This is a genomic window from Kutzneria viridogrisea DSM 43870 (genome assembly GCF_000525635.1).
Lineage (GTDB): Bacteria > Actinomycetota > Actinomycetes > Mycobacteriales > Pseudonocardiaceae > Kutzneria > Kutzneria viridogrisea.
This window is the reverse complement of the sequence record NZ_CP007155.1, coordinates 5,537,237-5,558,514: the sequence shown is the minus strand read 5'-3', so window position 1 is coordinate 5,558,514 and position 21,278 is coordinate 5,537,237. Positions and strand designations below refer to the sequence as shown.

The following is a 21,278-nucleotide window of genomic DNA, read 5'->3' as shown; positions in this document are numbered from 1 at the left end:
AGACAGCCCATGTCCGAACAGGTCGTGACCCAGCGCCCGCCGACCGAGCCCGAGGTGCGGCAGTGGCTGGTGGACAAGATCGCCCACCGGCTCGGCGTGCCCGCGCAGCAGGTGGACGTGCACCGCTACTTCGACGAGTTCGACCTGGACTCCACCGAGGCGCTGGTGCTCTCCGGCGAGCTGGAGTCCTGGCTGGGCTTTGAACTGGAGACCACCGCGCTCTGGTACCACCCCACGATCGCCGAGCTCTCCGCGCACATCGTGGCCAAGCGGGACGGGGGCGGGCTGTGATCAGGACACTGGCGGAGTGCCCGAGTGCGCCACGGGTCGTGCTGGTGCACCCCGGGGCGCTGCCCGCCACCGTGCACCAGGACCTGGCCGCCGCGCTGGGCACCCTGCACGTGGTGGACCTGGAGCAGTTGCCCGCCTACCGCCGGATGATGGTCACCGGCGAACAGGACGGCTTGTCGGTCGCCGGTCTGGCCGAGAGCGCCGCCGAGCAGCTGCGCGCCGCCGGACTGCTGCACGGCCCGTGGCTGCTGGCGGGCTGGTCGGTCGGCGGGGTCGTGGGCTACGCGCTCACCGAGTTGCTGGCCGAGCACCAGTTGCCCGCCCACCTCGTGCTGCTGGACAGCATCGCGCCCGCACGGGGGTACCGGCGTTCCCGCGAGGACTTCACCGCCGAGGTGCTGCTGCCCTGGTTCGTGACCTACCTCGCGGCCAAGCGCGGCGGGCGGCTTTCCTTGCCAGGCAAGCGGTTCCGGGGCATGGACGCCGAGACCGGGCTGCGCCTGGTGCTGGCGGCGGGCATCGACAGCGGCCTGCTCTGGCCGGACACGACCCTGGCCGGGCTGTGCAAGGTGTACGAGGTCTACCTGCACGGGCTGTTCCGCAACGTCGGGCTGACCAGCGCCCACCGGGCCGGGGCCGCGCGCGTGCCGATCACCCTGGTGCGCCCCGAGAACGGCCTGATCGACACCGCGGACCCGTTGGGCTGGCAGCGGTTGGCCACCGACCTGCGGGTGCTGCGCTGCCCGGGCGACCACTACTCCATGCTGCGCGACCCGGTGACCGTGGCCCTGGTCGCCCGGCTGACCAGGCAACTGCTGCCCACCCCGATGACCGCCCGCTCCGCGTGAGGACCCGACACCATGGACCACCACGACACCGCCATCGCCATCGTCGGCCTCGGGGCGCTGTACCCCAAGGCCGGTGACCTCGGTGAGTTCTGGGCCAACGTGGTGCAGGCCCGGGACTGCATCGAGGAGGTGCCCGAGAGCCACTGGCGGGTCGAGGACCACTACGACCCGGACCCGGCCGCCCCGGACAAGACCTACTGCAAGCGCGGTGGGTTCCTGCCCGAGGTGCCCTTCGACCCGCTGGAGTTCGGCCTGCCGCCGAACACCCTGGACGTCACCGACGTGCTCCAGCTGTTGAGCCTGGTCGTGGCCAAGCAGACGCTGGCCGACGCCGGGAGCTACGACCCCGCGCGCACGGGTGTGGTGCTCGGCGTGACCGGGGCGAACTCGCTGACCCAGCCGCTGGCCACCCGGTTGCAGACCCCGGTGCTCAAGGAGGTCGTGCGGTCCTGCGGGCTCAGCGAGCGCGACGCGGAGGCGATCGCCGCCAAGTTCGTCTCCGCGTTCGCGCCCTGGGAGGAGAACTCCTTCCCCGGCATGCTCGGCAACGTGGTCGCCGGGCGGATCGCGAACCGGTTCGACCTGGGCGGCACCAACTGCACCGTGGACGCCGCCTGCGCCAGTTCGCTGGCCGCCGTGCACGTGGCCGCCGCCGAGCTGCTGTCCGGCCGCGCCGACCTGATGCTCACCGGTGGCTGTGACGCCGAGAACACGATCCTGATGTACCTGTGCTTCTCCAAGACCCCGGCCTTCTCCCGCGCGGGCGTGATCCGGCCCTTCGACGAGTCCAGCGACGGCACGCTGATCGGCGAGGGAATCGGCATGCTCGCGCTCAAGCGGCTGGCCGACGCGGAGCGGGACGAGGACCGGATCTACGCGGTGCTGCGGGGGATCGGCAGTTCCAGCGACGGCCGGTACAAGAGCATCTACGCCCCGCGCAAGGAGGGCCAGGTGCTCGCACTGCGACGGGCCTACCAGCACGCCGGGTTCGGGCCCGAACAGATCGGGCTGGTCGAGTGCCACGGCACCGGCACCTCGGTCGGCGACCTCACCGAGCTGACCGCGCTGCGCGAGGTGTACGGCGCGGCCAGTTCGCAGCGGCAGTTCGCCGCGGTGGGCAGCGTGAAGTCCCAGATCGGGCACACCAAGGCGGCCGCGGGCGCCGCGAGCATGATCAAGCTCGCGCTGGCCCTGCACCACCGGGTGCTGCCGCCCACGATCAACGTGCGGCGCCCGCGCGCGGCCGTGGACTTCGCCACCTCTCCGTTCTACGTCAACACGATCGCGCGGCCGTGGATCACCGACCCGGTGCGGCCCACCCGCCGCGCCGCCCTGTCCTCCTTCGGCTTCGGCGGCACGAACTTCCACTGCGTGCTGGAGGAGCACGACGAGTCGGCCACGGCGGGGCACCCGGTGAGCCGGGTGCACGTGTGGAGCGCGCCCACCCCGCAGCAGCTGATCGAGGTGTTGGCCTCCGGTGTGGACGGTTCGGGGCCGGAGTGGCCGGTGCCCGCCGAACACGCGCGGCTCGCTGTGGTAGCAGGCGATCAGTCCGAACTGGACGCGGCACGAGCCGAGGCGCTGCAACGGCTTCAGGCCGAACCCGGCGCCACGTCCTTCGAGCTCGCCAGCGCGTACTACCGGCGGGTGGCGATGGTCCGCGACGGCTGGGCGGGCAAGGTCGGCGCCCTGTTCGCCGGGCAGGGCAGCCAGTACGTGGGCATGGGCACCGGCACCGCGCTGGCCCTGCCGCCGGTCCGCGCGGCCTTCGACCGTGCGTCGGCGGCCTTCGGCGGTCCGGAGTCGTTGGGGCGCGTGGTGTTCCCGCCGCCCGCGTTCGACGAGGCCACCCGCGCCGAGCAGGACGCGGCGCTGCGGCGCACCGAGTTCGCGCAGCCCGCGATCGGCGCGCTGGCTGTCGGTCAGTACCGGTACCTGGGCGATTCCGGGTTCGTGCCCGACGGTGTGCTCGGTCACAGCTTCGGTGAGCTGGTTGCCTTGTGGGCGGCCGAAAGCCTGACCGAGGAGGAGTTCACCGCGCTGGCCAGGGCCCGCGGTGCGGCCATGGCCCGCCGCCCCGAGGACCAGGCTGATCCGGGCACGATGGTGGCCGTGCGGCTGGGTGCGTCCCAGGTCGAGGAGCTGCTCGCGGGGCGGGCCGATGTGTTCGTCTGCAACGTGAACTCGCTCGACCAGGTGGTCGTCGGTGGGGGAACGCAGGCGGTTCGCGAGTTCGTGGCGCAGTGCCGTGCGTCCGGTGTCGGCGCGCAGGAACTGCCTGTGGCAGCGGCGTTCCACACCAAGTACGTGGCCCATGCGGTCCAGGGCTTCGGGCAGGCAGTGTCCGAAGTGGAGGTCCGCGAACCCAAGATCGCGGTCTATTCGAACCTCGCCGACGGCCGCTACGGCTCGGATGTCGAGGCGAACTGCGGACTGTTGGTTCGGCAACTCGGTGAACCAGTGCAGTTCGCCGCTCGTGTACAGGACATGTACGCCGACGGCTTCCGGGTGTTCGTGGAGTTCGGGCCTCGCGGCGTGCTGTCCGGCCTGGTGCGGCGGATCCTTGCCGACCGGCCCGAGGTGGTGGTGCTGACCGCGGACGGCGGCCCCGGCACCGACGGGGACCGGGCGCTCAAGCAGGTGGCCGCGAGGCTGCTCGTGCTGGGGCTGCCGCTGAGCGGGCTCAACCGCCACGCCGCCCCCGCACCGCCGAGGAAGGCCAAGCACACCAAGGGAATGAGGATCGCGTTGAACGGGGTGAACCACGTGTCAGACGATCGCCGCCGCGCCTACCAGCAGGCATTGGACAACGGGTACCGCATCGAGGGCACCGCGCCCGCGGCGCACTCCGCGGCCGCCGAGCACCTGGCCATGCACCGGGACTACCTGGACAACCAGTTGCGCATCGCGGAACGCCTCAGCGGGGTGCTGGAGCGCGAGGCCGCGCAGGGCCCCCGCGAGGGCGTGTTGTCCGGAATAAACTCCATCGTGCAGCACAGTGTCGCGATCGGACAGACGCACGTCCACGCCACGGAGGTGCTGCGCAGCGTCGCGCAGCTGGACACGGGCACGCGTCCCGCACCGATCACCTACCAGTACGCCGTTCCCGCCGCCCCGGTCGCTGCCAGGCCCGCGTTGCCCGAGGCCGGGCCGCAGCCGCTCGTGCCGGACCCCTCGCCGAGGCCGGTGCCGACCCCGCCGCCCCCGCCCAAGCCCGCCGTGGCGCAGGCGCCGACCGTGCGTGCCGCCCTACTGGAGGTCGTGTCCGAGAAGACCGGGTACCCCACGGACATGCTGGATCCGGCCATGGACGTGGAGGCGGACCTGGGCATCGACTCGATCAAGCGCGTGGAGATCATGGGCGTGCTGCGCGAGCGGTTCCCCGGCACGGCCAGCGCGGGCCCGGAGAAACTGGCCGAGCTGCGCACCCTGGACGACATCGTGACCTTCCTGGCCGAGGGCGAGGTGGCGGCAGGCCCAAAAGCCTGATCGGTCGGCTGTCGGCACGCCTGAGCCGACTGCCCGCGCCGGACCGGGTGCAGGGCTGCTTCGCCGCAGACCCGGTGGCGCTGCTGGCCGGTGAACGCGGGCCGCTGGCCGACCTGCTCGCCGAGCGGCTGCGCGCCGAGGGCTGGACCGTCCACACCGGACCGGGCGCGGAACGGCTGGACCTGGTGCTGTGGCTGGGCGGCGACCACCTGGCCGATGCCCTGCTCACCGCCAGGGACACGCTGCCGGTACTGAACTCGCGGCGGCGCACCGCGCTGGTCACCGTCGCACGCCGTGCTGAGGGCAGTGGACTGTCTGGCCTGGTCAAGACGGCCGTGATCGAGACATCTGAATTGTTCGGCCGTGCCGTGGACCTGCACCCGGAGCTGGCGGTGGACCGTTGTGCCGACTTGGTCCTGGCCGAACTGCACGACTCGCAGGCCGCGCTGACCCACGTCAGCTACGACGAGGCCGGTCAGCGCTGGCACACCACTGTGGACGGTTCGCCGCGTGCCACCGGTACCGCCGCGCTCACCCCGCAGGACGTGGTCCTCGTGACGGGCGGGGCGCGCGGCATCACCGCCGACTGCGTGCTCGGACTCGCCAAGCGGTACCGGCCCGCGTTGGTCCTGTTAGGACGGACCAGGCTCGCAGAGGAGCCCGTTTGGGCACAGGGCGTACCGGAAGACAAGATCAAGCCGGTGATCGCCGCGCGACTGGAGCGGCCCACACCGCGCGAGGTGGAGCCCATCTACCGCGATCTGCTGGCCCAGCGGCAGATCCGCGCCACGCTGGCGTCGATCCGTGCTGCTGGGGCGCAAGCCGACTACCTGGCCGTGGACATCACCGACGCCGACGCCGTGGCCGCCGCACTCGCACCGTACCGTGAGCGGATCACTGGCCTGGTGCACGGCGCGGGCGTGCTCGCCGATCAGCTGATCACCGACAAGACCCGTGCGGAGATCGAGCGCGTGCTCGCCCCGAAGATCGGCGGGCTGCGTGCCGTGCTCGGTGCGCTGGACGCCGACCGGCTGCGCCACGTGGTGCTGTTCTCCTCGGTGGCCGGGTTCTTCGGCAACCGCGGCCAGTCCGACTACGCCATGGCCAACGAGCAGCTCAACGCGGAGGCACGCGTGTTCAAGCGAGAGCACCCGGCCGCCTCGGTCGTGTCGATCAACTGGGGCGCGTGGGCCGGTGGCATGGTCACCCCCGCGCTGCAAAGGATGTTCGCCGAACGCGGGGTCACGCTGATCCCCGTGCAGGAGGGTGTGCGGCACTTCGTGGAGCAGTTCGCACCCGAACGTCCTGACGACGTGGTGTGCGTGATCGGCCCGAGCACCCCGCTGTCCAGTCCCGCGCCGAGAAGTGCCGGGGTCACCGTGGTCCGCGACCTGGCCGAGTTGGCCGCGAGCCCGGTGATCACCGACCACGCCATCGGTGGGCTACCCGTGCTGCCCGTGACCGTCGCGATCGGCGCCATGCTCAACGCGGTGGCCCGCATCCGTCGGGAACCCTGTGAGCTGGCGGCCTTTTCCGTGCTCAAGGGCGTGGTCTTCACCGAGCGGAACGAGCGGTTGCGGCTGCGGATCACCGGCAACCACGTGACGGCCCTGGACGAGCGGGACCGCCCGCGCTACCGCGCCGAACTGTCCGCGCCGACCCAGTGCTGGGCCCCGCCGCTGGCCGAGCTTGGCGCGGGCGAGCCGCTGCCCGTCTACGGTGACGGCACGCTGTTCCACGGCCCCACCCTGCGAGGCCTGCGGACCCTGCACGAGGACGGCGACCGGCTGGTGATCGGCTGCCAGCTCGCTGACGTGCCGCTCGCCGACGGCGCCTACGCCGCCCCGAACTATTCCCCGGTGCTGGCCGACCTGTTGTTGCAGGCGGCACTGGTGTGGGTGCGCCGCAGCCGGGGACAGGCCAGCCTGCCGGTGGCCGTCGGGCGGGTCCAGTCCTACGGGGCGCTGCCGGACGGCGAGCCCTTCGTGATGATCGTCGAGCCGGGACCGCAAGGCGAGTCGCGGGCGCGGTGCACGGTGACGGCCCGCACCCCGCAGGGCGAGGTGCTGCTGCGCTTCGCCGGGGTGGACCTGGTGTGCAGCACCGCGTTGGGCGAGAAGTTCACCCTGGCCGGGGCAGGTGTGCGATGAAGATCGCCATCGTCGGGCTGGGCTGCCTGCTGCCGGGTGCCGACAACCCCGAGCAGTTCTGGGCCAACCTGGTGGCAGGCGCCGACCTCCGCACGGACGGCGGCCCGGACCAGTTCGGCACCAGCCCGGAAGTACCCGGCGGCTGGGGTGATGCCGAGCACCGGATCACCGCAGTACGAGGCGGTTTCGTGCGCGACCCCGAGCAGGACCCGGCTGTGGCAGGGCTGGGGCGAGTCGCCCAGTGGCCGCTGTACGTGGCCCGTCAGGCGCTGGCCGACGCCGGGATCACCGAGCTGGACCGTACCGGAATCGTGCTGGGCAATTACGCTTTCCCCACCGAGCAGTCGTGCAAGATCGCGGTGCCGCTGCTGCACGGCGCGGTGGCGGAAGGCTTGCGCCGAGCGGGAATCCCCGCCGGAGAGTCGCAAAAGTCCGAAGTGGACAAGCGAAACCTGAGACCGTTCGGGCTGCCGGTGCAGGTGGTCGGCGACGCGCTGGGGCTGGGCGGTCCGCGCCTGGCGCTGGAGGCCGCGTGCTCCTCGGCCCTGTACAGCCTGGCTCTGGCCCGGGACTACCTGGCCACCGGCCTGGCCGAGGTGATGATCGCGGGCGCCGTGTGCGCCCCGGACCCGCTGCTGATCCACCTGTCCTTCTCCGACCTGCACGCCTATCCCGCCAACGGGATCAGCCAGCCCTTCGACCGGCGCTCCACCGGGATCGTCACCGGCCAGGGCGCGGGCGTGTTCGTGGTCAAGCGGCTGGCCGACGCGGTGCGGGACGGGGACCGGATCCACGCCGTGATCGAGTCGATCGGCCTGAGCAACGACGGCGCGGGCCGACACCTGTTGGCGCCCAACGCCTCCGGCCAGGTCGACACCTACCGGCGGGCCTACGCCCACAGCGCGCCCGTGGACTACATCGAATGCCATGCGACCGGTACGCCGCTGGGCGACGCCGTGGAACTGCGCGGGCTCACCGAGTTCTTCGGCGCGGACCTGCCGCTGCTCGGCTCGGTCAAGGGCAACCTGGGCCACCTGCTCACCGTCGCCGGGTTCACCAGCATGCTCAAGGTGATCCTCGCCATGCGCCACGGGGTGCTGCCCGCCACGCCCTGCGTCGGCGAGCCGATCACCGACCGCGTGCTGCGCGCCGAACGGCCCTGGCACGGGCCACGTCGTGCCGGGGTGTCGGCGTTCGGCTTCGGCGGCACCAACGCGCACGCCGTGCTCGCCGCCTCCGCCTCACCGCAGGCCGAGGAACAGCCAGTACTCCTCAAGTTGGCGGTCGCCGGGGTCGGCGCGAAGCTGTGTGCGGACGACCTGGGACAGGCCGTGCGCACGGCCACGCCCGCGCTGCGCTCGCGCCCGGAGGGTCGGTGGTACGGGCTGCCCGGTCCCGAGCACGGCCCCGCCGGGTACCTGACCGATGCCGAGGTGGACCTCGCGGCGTACCGGATCCCGCCCGCGGAGTTCGCGCAGCTCAACCCGCAGCACGCCGTCCTGTTCGAGGCGGCCGAGACCGCGCTGACCGAGGCCGGGTACCCGCCGCCCGCCCCGGGCAGCCGCACGGAGGACCTCCAGCCCGCACGGGTGGCCGTGGTCGTGGTGATGGAGATGGAACCTCGGACGCACACGCACCGGGCCCGGTTCGACATCGGGGCGTACGTGCGGGCCGAGTGCGCGCGGACCGGCACCCACCTCGGTGACGAGGCGCTGGACCGCCTGGAGGCCGGGGTCCGGGGAGCCGTGCACGAGCCGTTGGGGGCGAACGAGGTGCTGTCCCACATCGGCAACGTGGTGGCGAGCCGGATCTCGGCCTCCCGCAACCTCACCGGACCGGCGTTCACCATCGCCTCGGCGGACCACGCGCTGGAGGTGGCCGGGCTGCTGCTGCTCGACCCGAGCGTGGAAGCCGTGCTCCTCGGTGCCGTGGACCTGGCCTGCGGGGTGGAGAACGTGCTGACCAGCACCGCGCCCGGACCGCTGGGCGACGGGGCGGCGGCGGTCGTCCTCACACGCGAGGGCGGCGTCACGATCGACGCCATCGCCAGTACCGCTGCGGAGGCGCTCGCCCGCGCCGGTGTGCGGCCCGAGGACGTGGACTACCTGGAGGTCGGTGGCGAGCTGCCCGTGTCGGCGTACCAGTCCGAAGTGGACGAACCGACCTGTGTCGTGGGCAGCTTGTTCCCGATCGTCGGCGACACGCGGTTGTGCGGCCCACTCGCCGCTCTGGTCAAGGTGGTCCAGTGCCTGCGCGCTGCCGAACTGCCGCCCACTCCGGCCGGTCTGGACCTGGCTGGCACGACCGGAACCCCGTGGTGCCGCCTGGAAGCGCCCCAGCCCTGGCTGCGCCGTGCCGATCGCCCACGACGGGTTGCCGCCATCAGTTGTGGAGCCTCCCACCTCGTGCTGTCCGCCGACTACGTGGCGGCCAAGCCCGAGCCAGTGGGGTTGATCCTCACGCTGTCCGGCGACACCGGCGCCGAGTTGGCCGCTGCCGCCGCAGGTGCTGTGTCCGAACTGGACAGTGGACGTGAGCCGCTTGCGCTCTGCCGGTCGGCCACGCGTGGCAAGCGGTTCACAGCCGTGCTGGTCGCCGCGAGCGGTGCTCGTCTGCGCGAGGAGTTGGTTCTCGCGCAACGGGACCTGCCCGAGGTGATCGCCAGCGCGGGCGAGTGGAGCACCCCGTCAGGCAGCTACTGCACGGGCCGCCCGCTGGGGTCCGAGGGCCGGGTCGCCTTCGTGTACCCCGGTGCGTTCACGAGCTATCCCGGTGCGGGACGTGACCTGTTCCGGCTGTTCCCAGAACTGCTCACGCCGGAACTTGACACCGACCGGTTCAAGCACGCCGCCCTGTACCCGCGCTCCCGTGACGGCATGGACCGCCGCGCCCTGCTCAGGCACGAAGCCCAGTTGCAGGAACAGATCCCGGTGATGCTGGCGGCAGGCACGAACTTCGCCGTGCTGCACACCCGACTGCTGCGCGACGTGCTCGGCGTGCGGCCAAACGGCGGATTCGGTTACAGCCTAGGCGAGAGCACGATGTTGTTCGCGCTGGGACTGTGGGACGACTCGGCCCGTGACGACAGCGACCTGGTGGCGACCCGCCTGTTCCGCGACCAGCTCACCGGCCGCAAGGAAATGGTCCGCAAGGCGTGGGGCATCGCCGACTCGGTGCCCGACAACGAGGTGTGGGCCACCCATGTGCTGCTGACCAGCGCGGACGCCGTGCACACCGCCGCTGAGGACCTGGACAGGGTGTACCTGACGCACATCAACACGCCGACCGAGGTGGTCGTGTCCGGGGACCCGGCGCAGTGCCGCGAGCTGATCAGCCGTATCGGCTGCCAGGCCGCCAAGGCCCCGGCGAACCACGTGATGCACTGCCCGATCGTCGGACCCGCGCTGGCCGAACTCGCCGAGCTGAACACGTTCCCGTTGACCGGCAAGCCTGTCGAGGCCGAACTTCTGTCCACTTTCGACTACGAGCGGATCGAGGCCGCGGACTCCGCTGAGCTGGCCGAGAACATCGCCTGGACCCTGCGCAGCCCGATCGACTTCGTGCGACTGGTGAGGACCGCCCACGAGCGCGGGTTCCGCTACTTCGTGGAGGTCGGACCGGGCGCCACCTGCACGCGCTGGATCACCGAGACCCTGGCTGGCGGCGAGTTCGCCGCGGTGTCGGTGGACCGGCGCGGGGCCAGTACCGGGACCACGCTGGCACCGGCCCTGGCCCGGCTGATCAGCCACGGAGTCCCGGTGGACCTGCGTCGGCTGCTCGGCGAGCCGCGACCGCGGCGGATCACCCACTGCGTCCAGGTCGGCGGGGAGTCGCTGGTCGACCGCGTGCACCGGGCCGCGAGTGGCCTCACTCCCACCGGCGCGAACTCGATCGCCAGCACCCTCGCGCAGGCACACCGGGCCGCACTGCGGGCGCACGCCGCGGTGCAGTTCGAGGCGCTGGACAGGTTGGAGCGGCGCGCGATCTGGGAGGAGGCGGACCTGCTGGAGTTCGCCCGCGGCGAGGTCGGCAAGGTGTTCGGCCCGGACTACGCGGTGATCGACACCTACCAGAGCCGGGTCCGGCTGCCCGAACCGCCCTACCTGTTCGTCAGCAGGGTCACCGAGTTGCGCGGCAGGACCGGCCACTTCGAGCCGTCCGCGATTACCACCGAGTACGACCTCCCACACGATGCCTGGTACACAGTGGACGGTCTGGTTCCGTGCGCGGTGACGATTGAGGCGGGTCAGTGCGACCTGCTGCTGATCAGCTATCTGGGCATCGACTTCCGCAACCGGGGCGAGCGTTTCTACCGGCTGTTGGACAGCAGGCTGGTCTTCCGCGGCGGGCTGCCGCGCGCCGGGCAGACCCTGCGCTACGAGATCACGATCGACCGCTTCGTCTGGAGCGGGGATACCATGCTGTTCTTCTTCAGCTACCAGTGTTTCGCCGACGGTGAGCTGATCCTGGAGCTACTCGACGCCTGCGCCGGGTTCTTCACCACCGCGGAGCTGGAGAACTCCGTGGGCGTGGTGCCCAGCGCCGCCGACCGCGGTCGACGCGCGGCGATGACCCGTGCCTGGTTCACCCCGCTGGCCAGGACCGGGCGTACCGAGCTGTCCGCCGAGGACCTCGCGCTGCTGGCCGAGGGCAGGCTGGGGGAGGTGTTCGGGCCGCGGTGGGACCAGCGCGAGGACGGCTGCAACAGCTCGATCCGGCTGCCCGGCCAGATGCTGCGCATGATCGACGAGGTCACCTCGATCGACCGGCTCGGCGGCCCGCGCGGTCTGGGCGAGCTGTCCGCCGTCACGAAGCTGGACCCGCAGGGCTGGTACTTCCGTTGCCACTTCGCCGGGGACCCGGTGCTGGCGGGGTCGCTGGTCGCCGAGGGCGGGGTGCAGCTGCTCCAGGTGTACGCGATGTACCTCGGGATGCACCTGGTGCTGCCCGACGCGGAGTTCCAGTCCGTGCCGGGGCTGGAGACCGAGGTCAAGGTGCGCGGGCAGATCACCCCGGCCACCCGGCGCATCCGCTACCAGGTGGAGATCACCGGGCTGAGCATGCTGCCCCGGCCCACGGTGATCGCCGACATCGCCGTGTACGACGGGGAGCGAGCGGTGATCAGCATGCGCGAGTTCGGCGTGCAGGTCAGGGAGAAGCCGGGCACCCCGTACCGGCCCGGCCCGGGCGGGGTGCCGCCGTTCCTGGGCAGGCGCAACCACCGAGGCGAGCCCGCGCTGATCAACGAACTGCACCTGGCGCACGCCGCCAAGGGCGATCTCGGCACCGCCATGGGCCCCGAGTTCGACGTGTACCGGCACCGCCGCGCCCCGTACATCCCGAACGGGGACTTCCGCTTCGTGGACCGGATCATGCTACTGGACGGGGTGCGCGGCAGGCTCACCACCGGCGCGCGCATGCACACCGAGTACGACTGCCCGCCGGAGGCCTGGTACTTCGCGGACAACTCCGCGCCGGAGCTGCCCAACTGCGTGCACATGGAGACCTCTTTGCAGGCCGCGATCCTGCTGGGCTACTACCTCGGGGCCACTGTGGACAGTCCCGAGCAGGAGTACCGCATCCGCAACCTGGACGGGCAGGCCGAACTGGTCAAGCGGATCGACCTGAGGGGCAGGACGATCCGGCACGAGTCGGTGCTGCTGTCCAGCCAAGCGGTCACCGGCACTGTCCTGCAACGCTTCCGCTACGAGCTCTCCGCTGACGGTGAGGTGTTCTACGTGGGCGAGTCGCTGTTCGGCTACTTCACCGAGCAGGCGCTGGGCAACCAGGTGGGCCTGCCCGGCGAATTGCCCGAACTGACCGGTGCCCGCACTCTGCCGGTGCGGAGCGAGGACCGCTGGTTCAGCCCAGACTCGAAGACGGGGCTGCGCCTGGCCGACGGGCACCTGCGCCTCGTGGACGAGGTGGACCTGGTCGAGGACGGTGGCCTGCACGGCAAGGGCTACCTGCGCGGTCGACGCCGGATCTCCCGCGCCGACTGGTACTTCGACTGCCACTTCCACCGCGACCCGGTGATGCCCGGCTCGCTGGGAGTGGAGGCGGTGATCCAGGGCCTTCAGGTGCTGATCATCGAGACCGGGCTCGCCGAGGGCTTCGACAACGCGGTGTTCGCGGTACCGCGGGGTGTGCCGATGAGCTGGAAGTACCGGGGACAGATCCTGCCCACCGACGAGCTGATGGTGTTCGACCTGCACGTGCGCGAGGTGCGCACCGAGCCGGACCGGCTGCTGGTGGTGGCCGACGCCAACGTGTGGCGTGGTGACGGTCCACGCATCTACGAACTCACCGACGTCGCGGTGGAGGTAAGGCGATGACCCTGGTCATGCGGTCGGACGAAGAGGTGTTGGCACAGCTCGACAGGCCGTGCTTCGTACTGCGCACCGACATGGGCATCGCGCTGACCAACGAGCCGCCCGCCCAGCGCACCACGGTGCTGGCCTCGGTCGGGCCGCTGCCGGTGCACGCCCTGGGTTCGCCCGCTTTCCAGGCGTATCACGGGGTGCGGCACAGCTACCTCGGTGGCGCGATGGCCGGGGGCATCGCCTCGGAGGGCCTGGTCGTGGCCCTGGCCAAGGCGGGCTTCCTGGGTTCGTTCGGTGCGGCCGGGCTGCTGCCGCAGCGGATCGACCGCGCGCTGCGCCGGATCAGCGCGGAGATCGGCGGGCTTCCCTTCGCGGCCAACCTGATCCACAGCCCGAGCGAGGAGGCGCTGGAACGCGCCGCCGTGGAGCTGTACCTGATGCACCGGGTGCGCTGCGTGGAGGCCTCGGCCTTCCTGGACCTGACCCGGCACGTCGTGCGCTACCGGGTCGCGGGCCTGAGCCGGGCCGCCGACGGCCGGGTGCGCGCCGCGAACCGGGTCATCGCCAAGGTGTCCCGGCCCGAGGTGGCCGCCCGGTTCATGCATCCGGCTCCTGAGTCGCTGGTGGCCGAGCTGCTGGCCGAGGGGCTGGTCACCGCCGAGCAGGCGGAGTTGGCCCGCACCGTGCCCGTGGCCGAGGACGTCACCGTGGAGGCCGACTCCGGCGGGCACACCGACCGCCGCCCGCTGGTGGCCCTGTTCCCGGTGATCGTCGCACTTCGTGACGCGGTGCAGCGCGAACGCCGCTACCCCGTGCCGGTCCGGCTCGGCGCGGCCGGTGGCATCGGCACGCCCGAGGCGGTGGCCGCCGCGCTGGCATTGGGCGCCGACTACGTGGTCACCGGCTCGGTGAACCAGTCCTGCGTGGAGTCCGGCACCTCCGAGCCGGTGCGCAGGATGCTGGCGGGCGCGGGCATCGCCGACTTCGACCTGGCCCCGGCCGCGGACATGTTCGAGCTGGGCGTGCAGTTGCAGGTCCTCAAGAAGGGCACGCTCTTCCCGATGCGGGCCCGCTACCTGTACGAGCTGTACCGGCGCCACGATGGTCTGCACGAGCTGTCCACAGAGGACAAGTCCAAACTGGAACGCCAGGTGCTGCGCCGTCCGGTGGACCAGGTCTGGGCGGAGGTCGCGAGCTACTTCGAGCGCCGTGACCCCGACCAGCTGCGCCGTGCCGCCGAGGACCCCAAGCGCCGCATGGCCCTGGTGTTCCGCTGGTACCTGGGCATGTCCTCGCGCTGGGCCACCAGCGGGGACGCCGAGCGCACCGCCGACTACCAGGTGTGGTGCGGGCCCGCGATGGGCAGCTTCAACGAGTGGGCCCGCGGCAGCCACCTCGCCGACCCGGCCAACCGCACCGTGGGCGAGGTGGCCACCCACCTGCTGCGGGGCGCCGCGTTCTCGATCCGCCTGCGCCAACTCGCACTGGCCGGGATCAGCCTGCCGGGCACGACCTACCGTCCGCAGCCACTGGGCGGTGGCTCATGACCTACGAGCGGGCCGCAGACCTGGACCGCGCACTGGGCGACCCACGCGATCCGGCCAACCCGTGCGGCTTCGAGGCGATGGTCCGCCGTGACGCCGAGGCGGCGTACCCGCACGCGCTGGCGGCCCGCGCCGCGCTGCTGCGCACCGGCCTGCTGCCGGGTACCGCCATGGACGAGTTGCTGATGTTGGTGCGGGTGGCGGGCCGCCGCGACGTGACCGTCATGCCGGCGACCCTGTACAGCGTCACGGCGGCGACCTGCGTGCTGCTGGCCGGTGACGAGCGGCAGCGCGAGGAGGTCCTGCGACTGATCGAGGCGGGGGAGCAGATCGGGTTCGCACTGTCGGAGGCCGAGCACGGGGCCGATCTGCTGGCCAACCAGTGCCGCCTGGAACGGGGGGAACCAGGTTTCCGGCTCCACGGCCGGAAATGGCTCGTCGGAGCGGGCCGCCGGTGTTCGGCGCTGCTCGTGGTGGCACGCTCCGGCGGGCGCGGACCCAGCGCCTTCTCCGCGGTGCTGGTGCGGGGTGCGGCGCTGGAGCGGGCACGCGTGCCGGTGCCCGCTCTGCCCAGCGCGATGCGCGGGGCCGACTTCGGCGGCTTCGCCTTCGACCACACCGAGTTGCCCGCCGACGCGCTGGTCGGCGAGCCGAGCCGGGGCCTGGAGGTCGCGATGAAGGCCATGCAGGTGGTGCGGACCACCAGCACCGCGGCGAACCTGGCCTGTGCCGACACCGGGCTGCGGCTGACCATGGACTTCGCGGCGGCACACCACTTCGGCGGGCGACCGCTGCTGGAGCACGGGCATGTCCGACGTGAACTGGGCACGGCCTTTGCCGCGTTGCTGGCCTGCGATGTCGTGGCGATCACCGCGGCGCGGGCGCTGCACACCCTGCCCGGGGCGCAAAGCCTGTGGGCGAGTGTGGCCAAGAAGGTGCTGACCGAGTTGTCCGAGGAGGTCTTCACCCGGTGCGCCGACGTGCTCGGCACCCGCGCGGTGCTGGACGGCCCGTTCTCGGTCGCCCGCAGGGACAACCAGCTGGTGCGCTTCATCGACACCGGGCCTGTGGCCAACCTGAGGCTGGTGTGCATGCAGCTGCGCCAGCTGGCCGCCGCGGAACCTGAGGCCCAGCCCAGCACCGAGCTGGCCACGACGTACACAATAGACAGACCACTGCCGACATTGCGGCTGGCCGACCTGGCGCTGTCCAACCGGGGCCGTGACGAGGTGACCGCTGCGCTGCCCGCGATCGACTCGCGGGTGGCCGCCGAGCTCAAGCTGTGGCGACAGGACGTGCGTGCGCTGGCACCCGGCGAGGACTGCCAGGACCTCGCCGAGCGGTTCTGCTTCCTGCACGCGGCAGCCAGTTGCCTACACCTGACCTGGTTCACCCCGGCGCTGGGCGAGTCGCTCGCGCCCTCGGTCGACCTGCTGCTGGACCGTGCCGCCGGGGGAGCCCGCCGGTTGTCCGGTGCCGCGGCCGAGTCCGCCGCGTCCCAGGCCGAGGGCCTGCACGTCCGCGGCCACCTGTTCTCCGTGGCGCCGCTGCCACTGGCCGAGGGGAGTAGCACACCATGGCTCGGGTAGCCGAACTCGCCGCGCTCGTCGAGGAGTTGGAACGGCACCTCGGTGATCCCTTCGACCAGGGCACACCGCTGTCCTTCGCCACCGCGCTGGACCACGACGAGCGCGAGCTGTACCCGCACGTGCCGCTGAGCCACCTGCACGCCTGGTCCACACAGGACTACGCGGTGCCGGTCAGCGCGGGCGGCCGTGCCGTGGACATCCAGGACAGCCTCGCGCTGGTGACCCAGATCGCCCGCCGCGACGCCACCGTGGCCATGGCCATGAGCACCACGAGCCTGTCCTACATGCCGATCTGGGTCGCCGGTTCGGAGGAGCAGAAACGCTACTACGCCGACCAGGTCCGCTCCGGGGCCAAGATGTGCTGGGGCCTGACCGAGCGCGCACACGGCAGCGACATCCTCGCCAACACCACCACGGCCCACCGGGTGGCGGGCGGCTACTCGGTCAGCGGGGAGAAGTGGCTGATCGGCAACGGCTCCCTGGCCGACCACCTGGTGCTGTTCGCCCGCACCGACCAGCGCGGCGGGCCCGCCGGGTTCTCCATCCTGGTGCTGGACCGCCGATCCGTGCCCGCGCACCGCATCCAGCTGCTGCCCAAGCAGCGGCTGCACGGGGTGCGGGGCGTGGACACCAGCGGGTTCCGGCTGGAGGACTGCTTCGTGCCGGACTCGGCGCTGGTCGGCACGCACGGCCAGGGCCTGGAGATCGCGCTCAAGGCCGCGCACCCGATCCGCGTGATGGTCACCGGGCTGGCGCTGGGCTGCGCCGACACCGCCCTGCGGCTGACCACCGACTTCGCACTGGGCCGTGACATCTTCGGCCGCCGCGTGGCGGACCTGCCGGTGTCCCGGCGTGCTCTCGCGGGCTGCTTCGCCGACCTGCTGATCGCCGAGGTGGTCGCCACCTGTGCCGCGCGCAGCCTGCACACCGCCCCCGAGCAGAGCAGCGTCTTCTCCTCGGTGGCCAAGTACCTCGTGCCGGTGCTGCTGGAGCGGACCGTCACGGAGTTGGCCACCGTGCTCGGCGCGCGGCACTACCTGCGCGACCACCCGCGCTACGGCATGTTCCAGAAGGCCAGGCGGGACATGCTGATCGCCACCTTTGCCGACGGCAACGCCCTGGTGAACCTGAAGAACATCGCCTTGCAGGTGAACCGCTTGCTGGGCAACGGGTTCGGCCCCGGCTCACCGGTGACCGACCGCGCGCGCACCCTGTTCGACTGGGACCGCGAGCTGCCCGCGTACCGCCCGTGGGCGGCCGAGCCGTTCAGCCGGGGCCAGGACGACGCCGTGCGTTCCGTGGGCGCCTCGCTGGACGTGCTGCGGGCCCGTGCCATGACCACGCAGGGGCTGGACGCCCACCGCTGGCAGCGCTGCGTGCGGCTGGGTGAGCTGCTCGTCGGCCAGGCTGAGCGCATGGCGGTGGAGGTCGCCGAACTGCGCCACCACGGGCAGTCCGCCGAGCTGTTCGACCTGGCCGAGCGGTACGCGCTGGTGCACGCCGCGGCGGTCTGCCTCGGCCACGCCGCGCACTCCGCCGACTGGCTGCGCGGCACCCCGCTGGCCGGACCCGTCCCGGTGCTGCTCGGCCTGGAGCGGATCTGGCTGAAGTTCCAGCCGCACCAACGGTTCGGCACACCCGAGGACGTGGACGCGGGCTTCGCGGCGTTGCGGGCGCTGCACGCCGAGGGCCAGTCCTTCGGCTACCGCCAGTTCGCACTGGCCAAGGGGCAGGCATGAACGGCACGATGAGCCGCAAGGCACAGCCGGTGCCCACCGAGACGGTGGCGGTGCCCAGGGTCAAGCCCGGGTTGGCGATTCTCGCCGCCTCGGTACCGATGTTCATGGTGTCGCTGAACAACCTGGTGGTCACCAACGCGCTGCCCGCCATCCGCAAGGACTTCTCCGCCGAGGTCAGCAACCTTCAGTGGGTGGTCAATGCCTATGTGCTGGCCTTCGCCAGCCTGCTGCTGACCGGGGCCGCGCTGGGCGACCGCTACGGCAGGCGCACGGTGTTCGTGATCGGCGTCGTGGTGTTCAGCCTGGGCTCGGTCGAGTGCGCGCTGGCCAACTCGCTGACCACGCTGGTCATCGCGCGGGTCGTGCAGGGTATCGGGGCCGCCGCCGTGCAACCGCTGTCGCTGACCCTGCTGGCGGCGGCCGTGCCCGAGCGCAGGCGCAGTGCCGCACTGGGGCTGTGGGGCGGCGTCAACGGGCTCGGCGTGGCACTGGGTCCGGTGGTCGGCGGGGCGGTCACCGAGGGACTGGCCTGGCAGTGGATCTTCTGGATCAACGTGCCGGTCGGCCTGCTCGCGGTGCCGCTGGTGCTGCGCTTCCTCCGCAACGGCAAGGGTGCCGACGGCGGGCTGGACATCCCCGGCATGGTGCTGATCACCGTGGCCGTCACGCTGACGGTGTGGGCGATCGTGCGGGCCGGTGAGGAAGGCTGGGGCTCCACGAAGATCCTCAGCGCCTTCCTGGCGGCCTTCGCTGTGTTCGTGTTGTTCGTGCTCTGGGAGCAGCAGGCCAAAAACCCCTTGCTGCCGCTGCGGTTCTACCGGATCCGCGCGTTCGTGATGAGCAACCTCGTCTCGCTGGCGATGTTCTTCGGCGTGTTCGGCTCGATCTTCTTCCTGGCCCAGTACCTCCAGGGCCCGCTGGGTTTCTCCCCGTTCCAGGCGGGCCTGCGCACCCTGCCGTGGACCGCCATGCCCCTGCTGATGGCCCCGTTGTCCGGGCTGATCACCGACCGGGTGGGCGGCGGCCGGTTGATGACGCTCGGCCTTGCGCTGCAAGGTGTCGGCCTGGCCTGGATCGCGTTGATCGCCACCGCCGACCTGGACTACGCGCGGGTCGTGCCCCCGCTGGTGGTCGCGGGCATCGGCATGGGCCTGGTGTTCGGGCCCACCTCCGCTGTGGTGCTCGGCGCCGTGCGCAAGCACGAGCACGGCAAGGCCTCCGGCGCCAACAACACCGTGCGCGAGGTCGGCGGCGCGCTCGGCGTTGCCGTGCTGGCCACGGTGTTCACCGACTTCTCATCCGAGGTCCCGATCCGCTCGCCGGCCGATGCCGCGCAGGCGTTCGTGCACGGCATGGTGCCCGCGATCTGGGTGGGCGTTGCCGTGGTGGGCGTCGGTGTGGTCGCGGGCTTGTTCATCCCGCGCCGCTCGCTGGTGTCGGCGCCCACGGTGCTGATCGCCGTGACCGCGCCGACCGTGCAGCGCACCGCCGTGGCCGAACCGGGCCGTCACCGGACCAGCGCCCCGTTCCGCAGCCCGCTGCGGCCCGCGCTGGTGCTGGTCGGTTCGCTGCTGGCGGCCGTCACCGCGACGGGGGTGGTGCTGACCGCCAACAGCCGGGACACCAGCCAGGAACGGGCCAACGCGGGCGGGCAGGTCATCCTCGGCACCACCACGCGGGTTCCGCTGCCCTCGCCGGGGTCGAGCAGCGTGCCGATCCCCAGCCCCAGCAGCACATCGAGCAGCCACCCGCCGACGACCACGCCCCGGCCGACCACCACCACGGCCCCGCCCATGCCCAGCCAGCCCAGCCTCGCCGAGGTCCGCGCGCAGCTACTGGACCTGGTCAACCAGGCACGGGCCAAGGCGGGCTGCCGCCCGGTGGTGCAGGACGCGCGCCTGGACCGGGCGGCGCAACAGCACAGCGTGGAGATGGCCGAGAACGGCTACTTCTCACACGCCTCACCGGACGGCACCTCCTCGGTGGAGCGGGTGCGCGAGGTGGGGTACCCGCACCCCGGCCAGGAGAACCTGGCGCACGGCACGTCCACGCCCGCCGAGGTGATGGACGCCTGGCTGCGCGGCAGCGCCAGCCGGGACGTGATCGTCAACTGCGTGTACGTGGCGGTCGGTAGCGGGGTGGACGAGGGCCACTCGCTGTGGACCCAGGTGTTCGGCGCCTGAGGGCTCAGGCCAGCTGGGCCTGCCACATCCAGTGCGCCTCCTCCAGCTTGGCGGTCAGCTCGATGATCAGGTCCTGGGTCACCAGGTCGGTGTCGTCGGTCTTGGCGATGCGCGCCCGCATGCGCTTGACCACCGCTTCCACGGTGGCGGCGATCACAGCGATGACCTCGGTGTCGCTCTGCCAGCCGGTGGCGAACTCGGGCACCCCGGAGTGCTTGGCCACGGTGCTGGCCCGGCCGTCCGGGGAGACGCCGATCGCGGCGGCCCGCTCGGCGACCTGGTCGGTGTACTCACGTGCGGCGGCGACCAGTTCGTCCAGTTGCAGGTGGACGCTGCGGAAGTTGCGGCCGACCACGTTCCAGTGCGCCTGCTTGGCGACCAGGGACAGGTCGACCAGGTCGACCAACGCCTCCTGCAGCACCTTGCCGGTGGCGTCCCGCTCAGCGGCGGGCAGCGGACTGGTGATCGGGCTCTTGCTCATGGCGGGAACTCCTCCTCGGGCAACGGAAGCGCTGGACTACCCGTGCCGCGGGGGGGGGGCGCAAACCGACTATCCCTCGATGTCCAGTGCCTGGCGCATGGTGGGCACCACGGTGAAGATCGTGTCCAGGCTCGTCAGGTGCAGCGGTTTGAGCACGGCGTTGTGGTCGGCGACCAGGCGCAGCTCGATGCCCAGCTCCGCGCAGCGCCGGTGGTGCTCGATCAACAGGGCGAGCCCGGTGGACCCGATGAAGCGCAGCCGCCCCAGGTCCAGCACCACCGGGGTCGGCGGCACCACGGTGGACTCGGCCTCGTACAGCCGCTGCGCCAACAGGGGAGTGGTGGCCATGTCCAGCTCACCGAGCACGCGCACCACCACCGCGTGTTCCTCGTCCTCGCGGACCACTTCGAGCGTGCTGTGCGGGTCGGTCATCTCGCGTCGGCCTCCTGTGCGGATGCGGTACGCGGGCTGGGTGCTCAACCCGGAGGTCTTGCCTCGAACCGAGCCTACTGCATGTGAGTGGCGGTTTGGCCGGTCTGGCCGGGGGAATCCTCGGAGCGGCCCGGCTTGAGGTGGCCGTGCTGCGGGGTTGGCCGCTGGCATGTCATGAAAGTGCCGTTCCTGGCACCCAGTGTCCTAAA

11 protein-coding genes are annotated in these 21,278 nt (G+C 71.7%); 9 read left to right on the top strand and 2 right to left on the bottom strand.

Translation table 11 applies throughout. The features are described 5' to 3' along the window. Window positions 1-9 precede the first annotated feature (9 nt). The 9 genes from KALB_RS24765 to KALB_RS44885 are packed head-to-tail and all read left to right on the top strand — an operon-like array spanning window position 10 to window position 20,156. A complete protein-coding gene (locus KALB_RS24765; protein ID WP_025358400.1) occupies window positions 10-291 on the top strand; it encodes an acyl carrier protein in 282 nt (93 codons plus the stop codon). Further along, window positions 288-1,139, top strand: coding sequence for a thioesterase domain-containing protein (locus KALB_RS24760; protein ID WP_025358399.1), 852 nt, complete (start codon window positions 288-290; stop codon window positions 1,137-1,139). The genes KALB_RS24765 and KALB_RS24760 overlap by 4 nt, the downstream gene beginning before the upstream one ends. A gap of 12 nt (window positions 1,140-1,151) precedes the next feature. Further along, window positions 1,152-4,628 carry a type I polyketide synthase gene (locus KALB_RS24755; protein ID WP_025358398.1) on the top strand — a complete coding sequence of 1,159 codons (3,477 nt, stop codon included), beginning with the start codon at window positions 1,152-1,154 and terminating at the stop codon, window positions 4,626-4,628. A gap of 47 nt (window positions 4,629-4,675) precedes the next feature. Then, window positions 4,676-6,778, top strand: a complete 2,103-nt coding sequence (locus KALB_RS24750) for an SDR family NAD(P)-dependent oxidoreductase (RefSeq protein ID WP_236650003.1) — start codon at window positions 4,676-4,678, stop codon at window positions 6,776-6,778. Next, window positions 6,775-13,113, top strand: a complete 6,339-nt coding sequence (locus KALB_RS49340) for a beta-ketoacyl synthase N-terminal-like domain-containing protein (RefSeq protein ID WP_025358396.1) — start codon at window positions 6,775-6,777, stop codon at window positions 13,111-13,113. The genes KALB_RS24750 and KALB_RS49340 overlap by 4 nt, the downstream gene beginning before the upstream one ends. Continuing rightward, on the top strand, window positions 13,110-14,648 hold the full coding sequence (locus KALB_RS24740; RefSeq protein WP_025358395.1) for a PfaD family polyunsaturated fatty acid/polyketide biosynthesis protein: 1,539 nt from the start codon (window positions 13,110-13,112) through the stop codon (window positions 14,646-14,648). Before KALB_RS49340 ends, KALB_RS24740 begins: the two co-directional genes overlap by 4 nt. Next, window positions 14,645-16,234: an acyl-CoA dehydrogenase family protein gene (locus KALB_RS24735; protein ID WP_025358394.1), complete on the top strand. Its 1,590-nt coding sequence runs from the start codon at window positions 14,645-14,647 to the stop codon at window positions 16,232-16,234. Before KALB_RS24740 ends, KALB_RS24735 begins: the two co-directional genes overlap by 4 nt. Continuing rightward, entirely contained in the window at window positions 16,222-17,973 is a 1,752-nt protein-coding gene (locus KALB_RS24730; RefSeq protein WP_025358393.1) for an acyl-CoA dehydrogenase family protein, read from the top strand. The genes KALB_RS24735 and KALB_RS24730 overlap by 13 nt, the downstream gene beginning before the upstream one ends. Continuing rightward, window positions 17,970-20,156 (top strand): DHA2 family efflux MFS transporter permease subunit, encoded by a 2,187-nt coding sequence (locus tag KALB_RS44885; protein WP_148309613.1) that lies wholly within the window; start codon window positions 17,970-17,972, stop codon window positions 20,154-20,156. The genes KALB_RS24730 and KALB_RS44885 overlap by 4 nt, the downstream gene beginning before the upstream one ends. Before the next feature lie 4 nt (window positions 20,157-20,160). Here the strand turns inward: KALB_RS44885 and KALB_RS24715 are convergent, their stop codons facing one another. Then, complete coding sequence (locus KALB_RS24715; protein WP_025358391.1) at window positions 20,161-20,637, bottom strand: Dps family protein; 477 nt, start codon at window positions 20,635-20,637, stop codon at window positions 20,161-20,163. A 69-nt stretch (window positions 20,638-20,706) separates the two neighbouring features. Continuing rightward, complete coding sequence (locus tag KALB_RS24710; RefSeq protein ID WP_025358390.1) at window positions 20,707-21,069, bottom strand: STAS domain-containing protein; 363 nt, start codon at window positions 21,067-21,069, stop codon at window positions 20,707-20,709. Between the last annotated feature and the right edge of the window lie 209 nt (window positions 21,070-21,278).

Excerpts from the sequence above, each read along its gene's own strand:
- KALB_RS24755 (WP_025358398.1), top strand. The coding sequence starts at position 1,152 with ATGGACCACCACGACACCGCCATCGCCATCGTCGGCCTCGGGGCGCTG.
- KALB_RS24715 (WP_025358391.1), bottom strand. The coding sequence starts at position 20,637 with ATGAGCAAGAGCCCGATCACCAGTCCGCTGCCCGCCGCTGAGCGGGAC.
- KALB_RS49340 (WP_025358396.1), top strand. The coding sequence starts at position 6,775 with ATGAAGATCGCCATCGTCGGGCTGGGCTGCCTGCTGCCGGGTGCCGAC.
- KALB_RS24735 (WP_025358394.1), top strand. The coding sequence starts at position 14,645 with ATGACCTACGAGCGGGCCGCAGACCTGGACCGCGCACTGGGCGACCCA.
- KALB_RS24710 (WP_025358390.1), bottom strand. The coding sequence starts at position 21,069 with ATGACCGACCCGCACAGCACGCTCGAAGTGGTCCGCGAGGACGAGGAA.
- KALB_RS24730 (WP_025358393.1), top strand. The coding sequence starts at position 16,222 with ATGGCTCGGGTAGCCGAACTCGCCGCGCTCGTCGAGGAGTTGGAACGG.
- KALB_RS24765 (WP_025358400.1), top strand. The coding sequence starts at position 10 with ATGTCCGAACAGGTCGTGACCCAGCGCCCGCCGACCGAGCCCGAGGTG.
- KALB_RS24740 (WP_025358395.1), top strand. The coding sequence starts at position 13,110 with ATGACCCTGGTCATGCGGTCGGACGAAGAGGTGTTGGCACAGCTCGAC.
- KALB_RS44885 (WP_148309613.1), top strand. The coding sequence starts at position 17,970 with ATGAACGGCACGATGAGCCGCAAGGCACAGCCGGTGCCCACCGAGACG.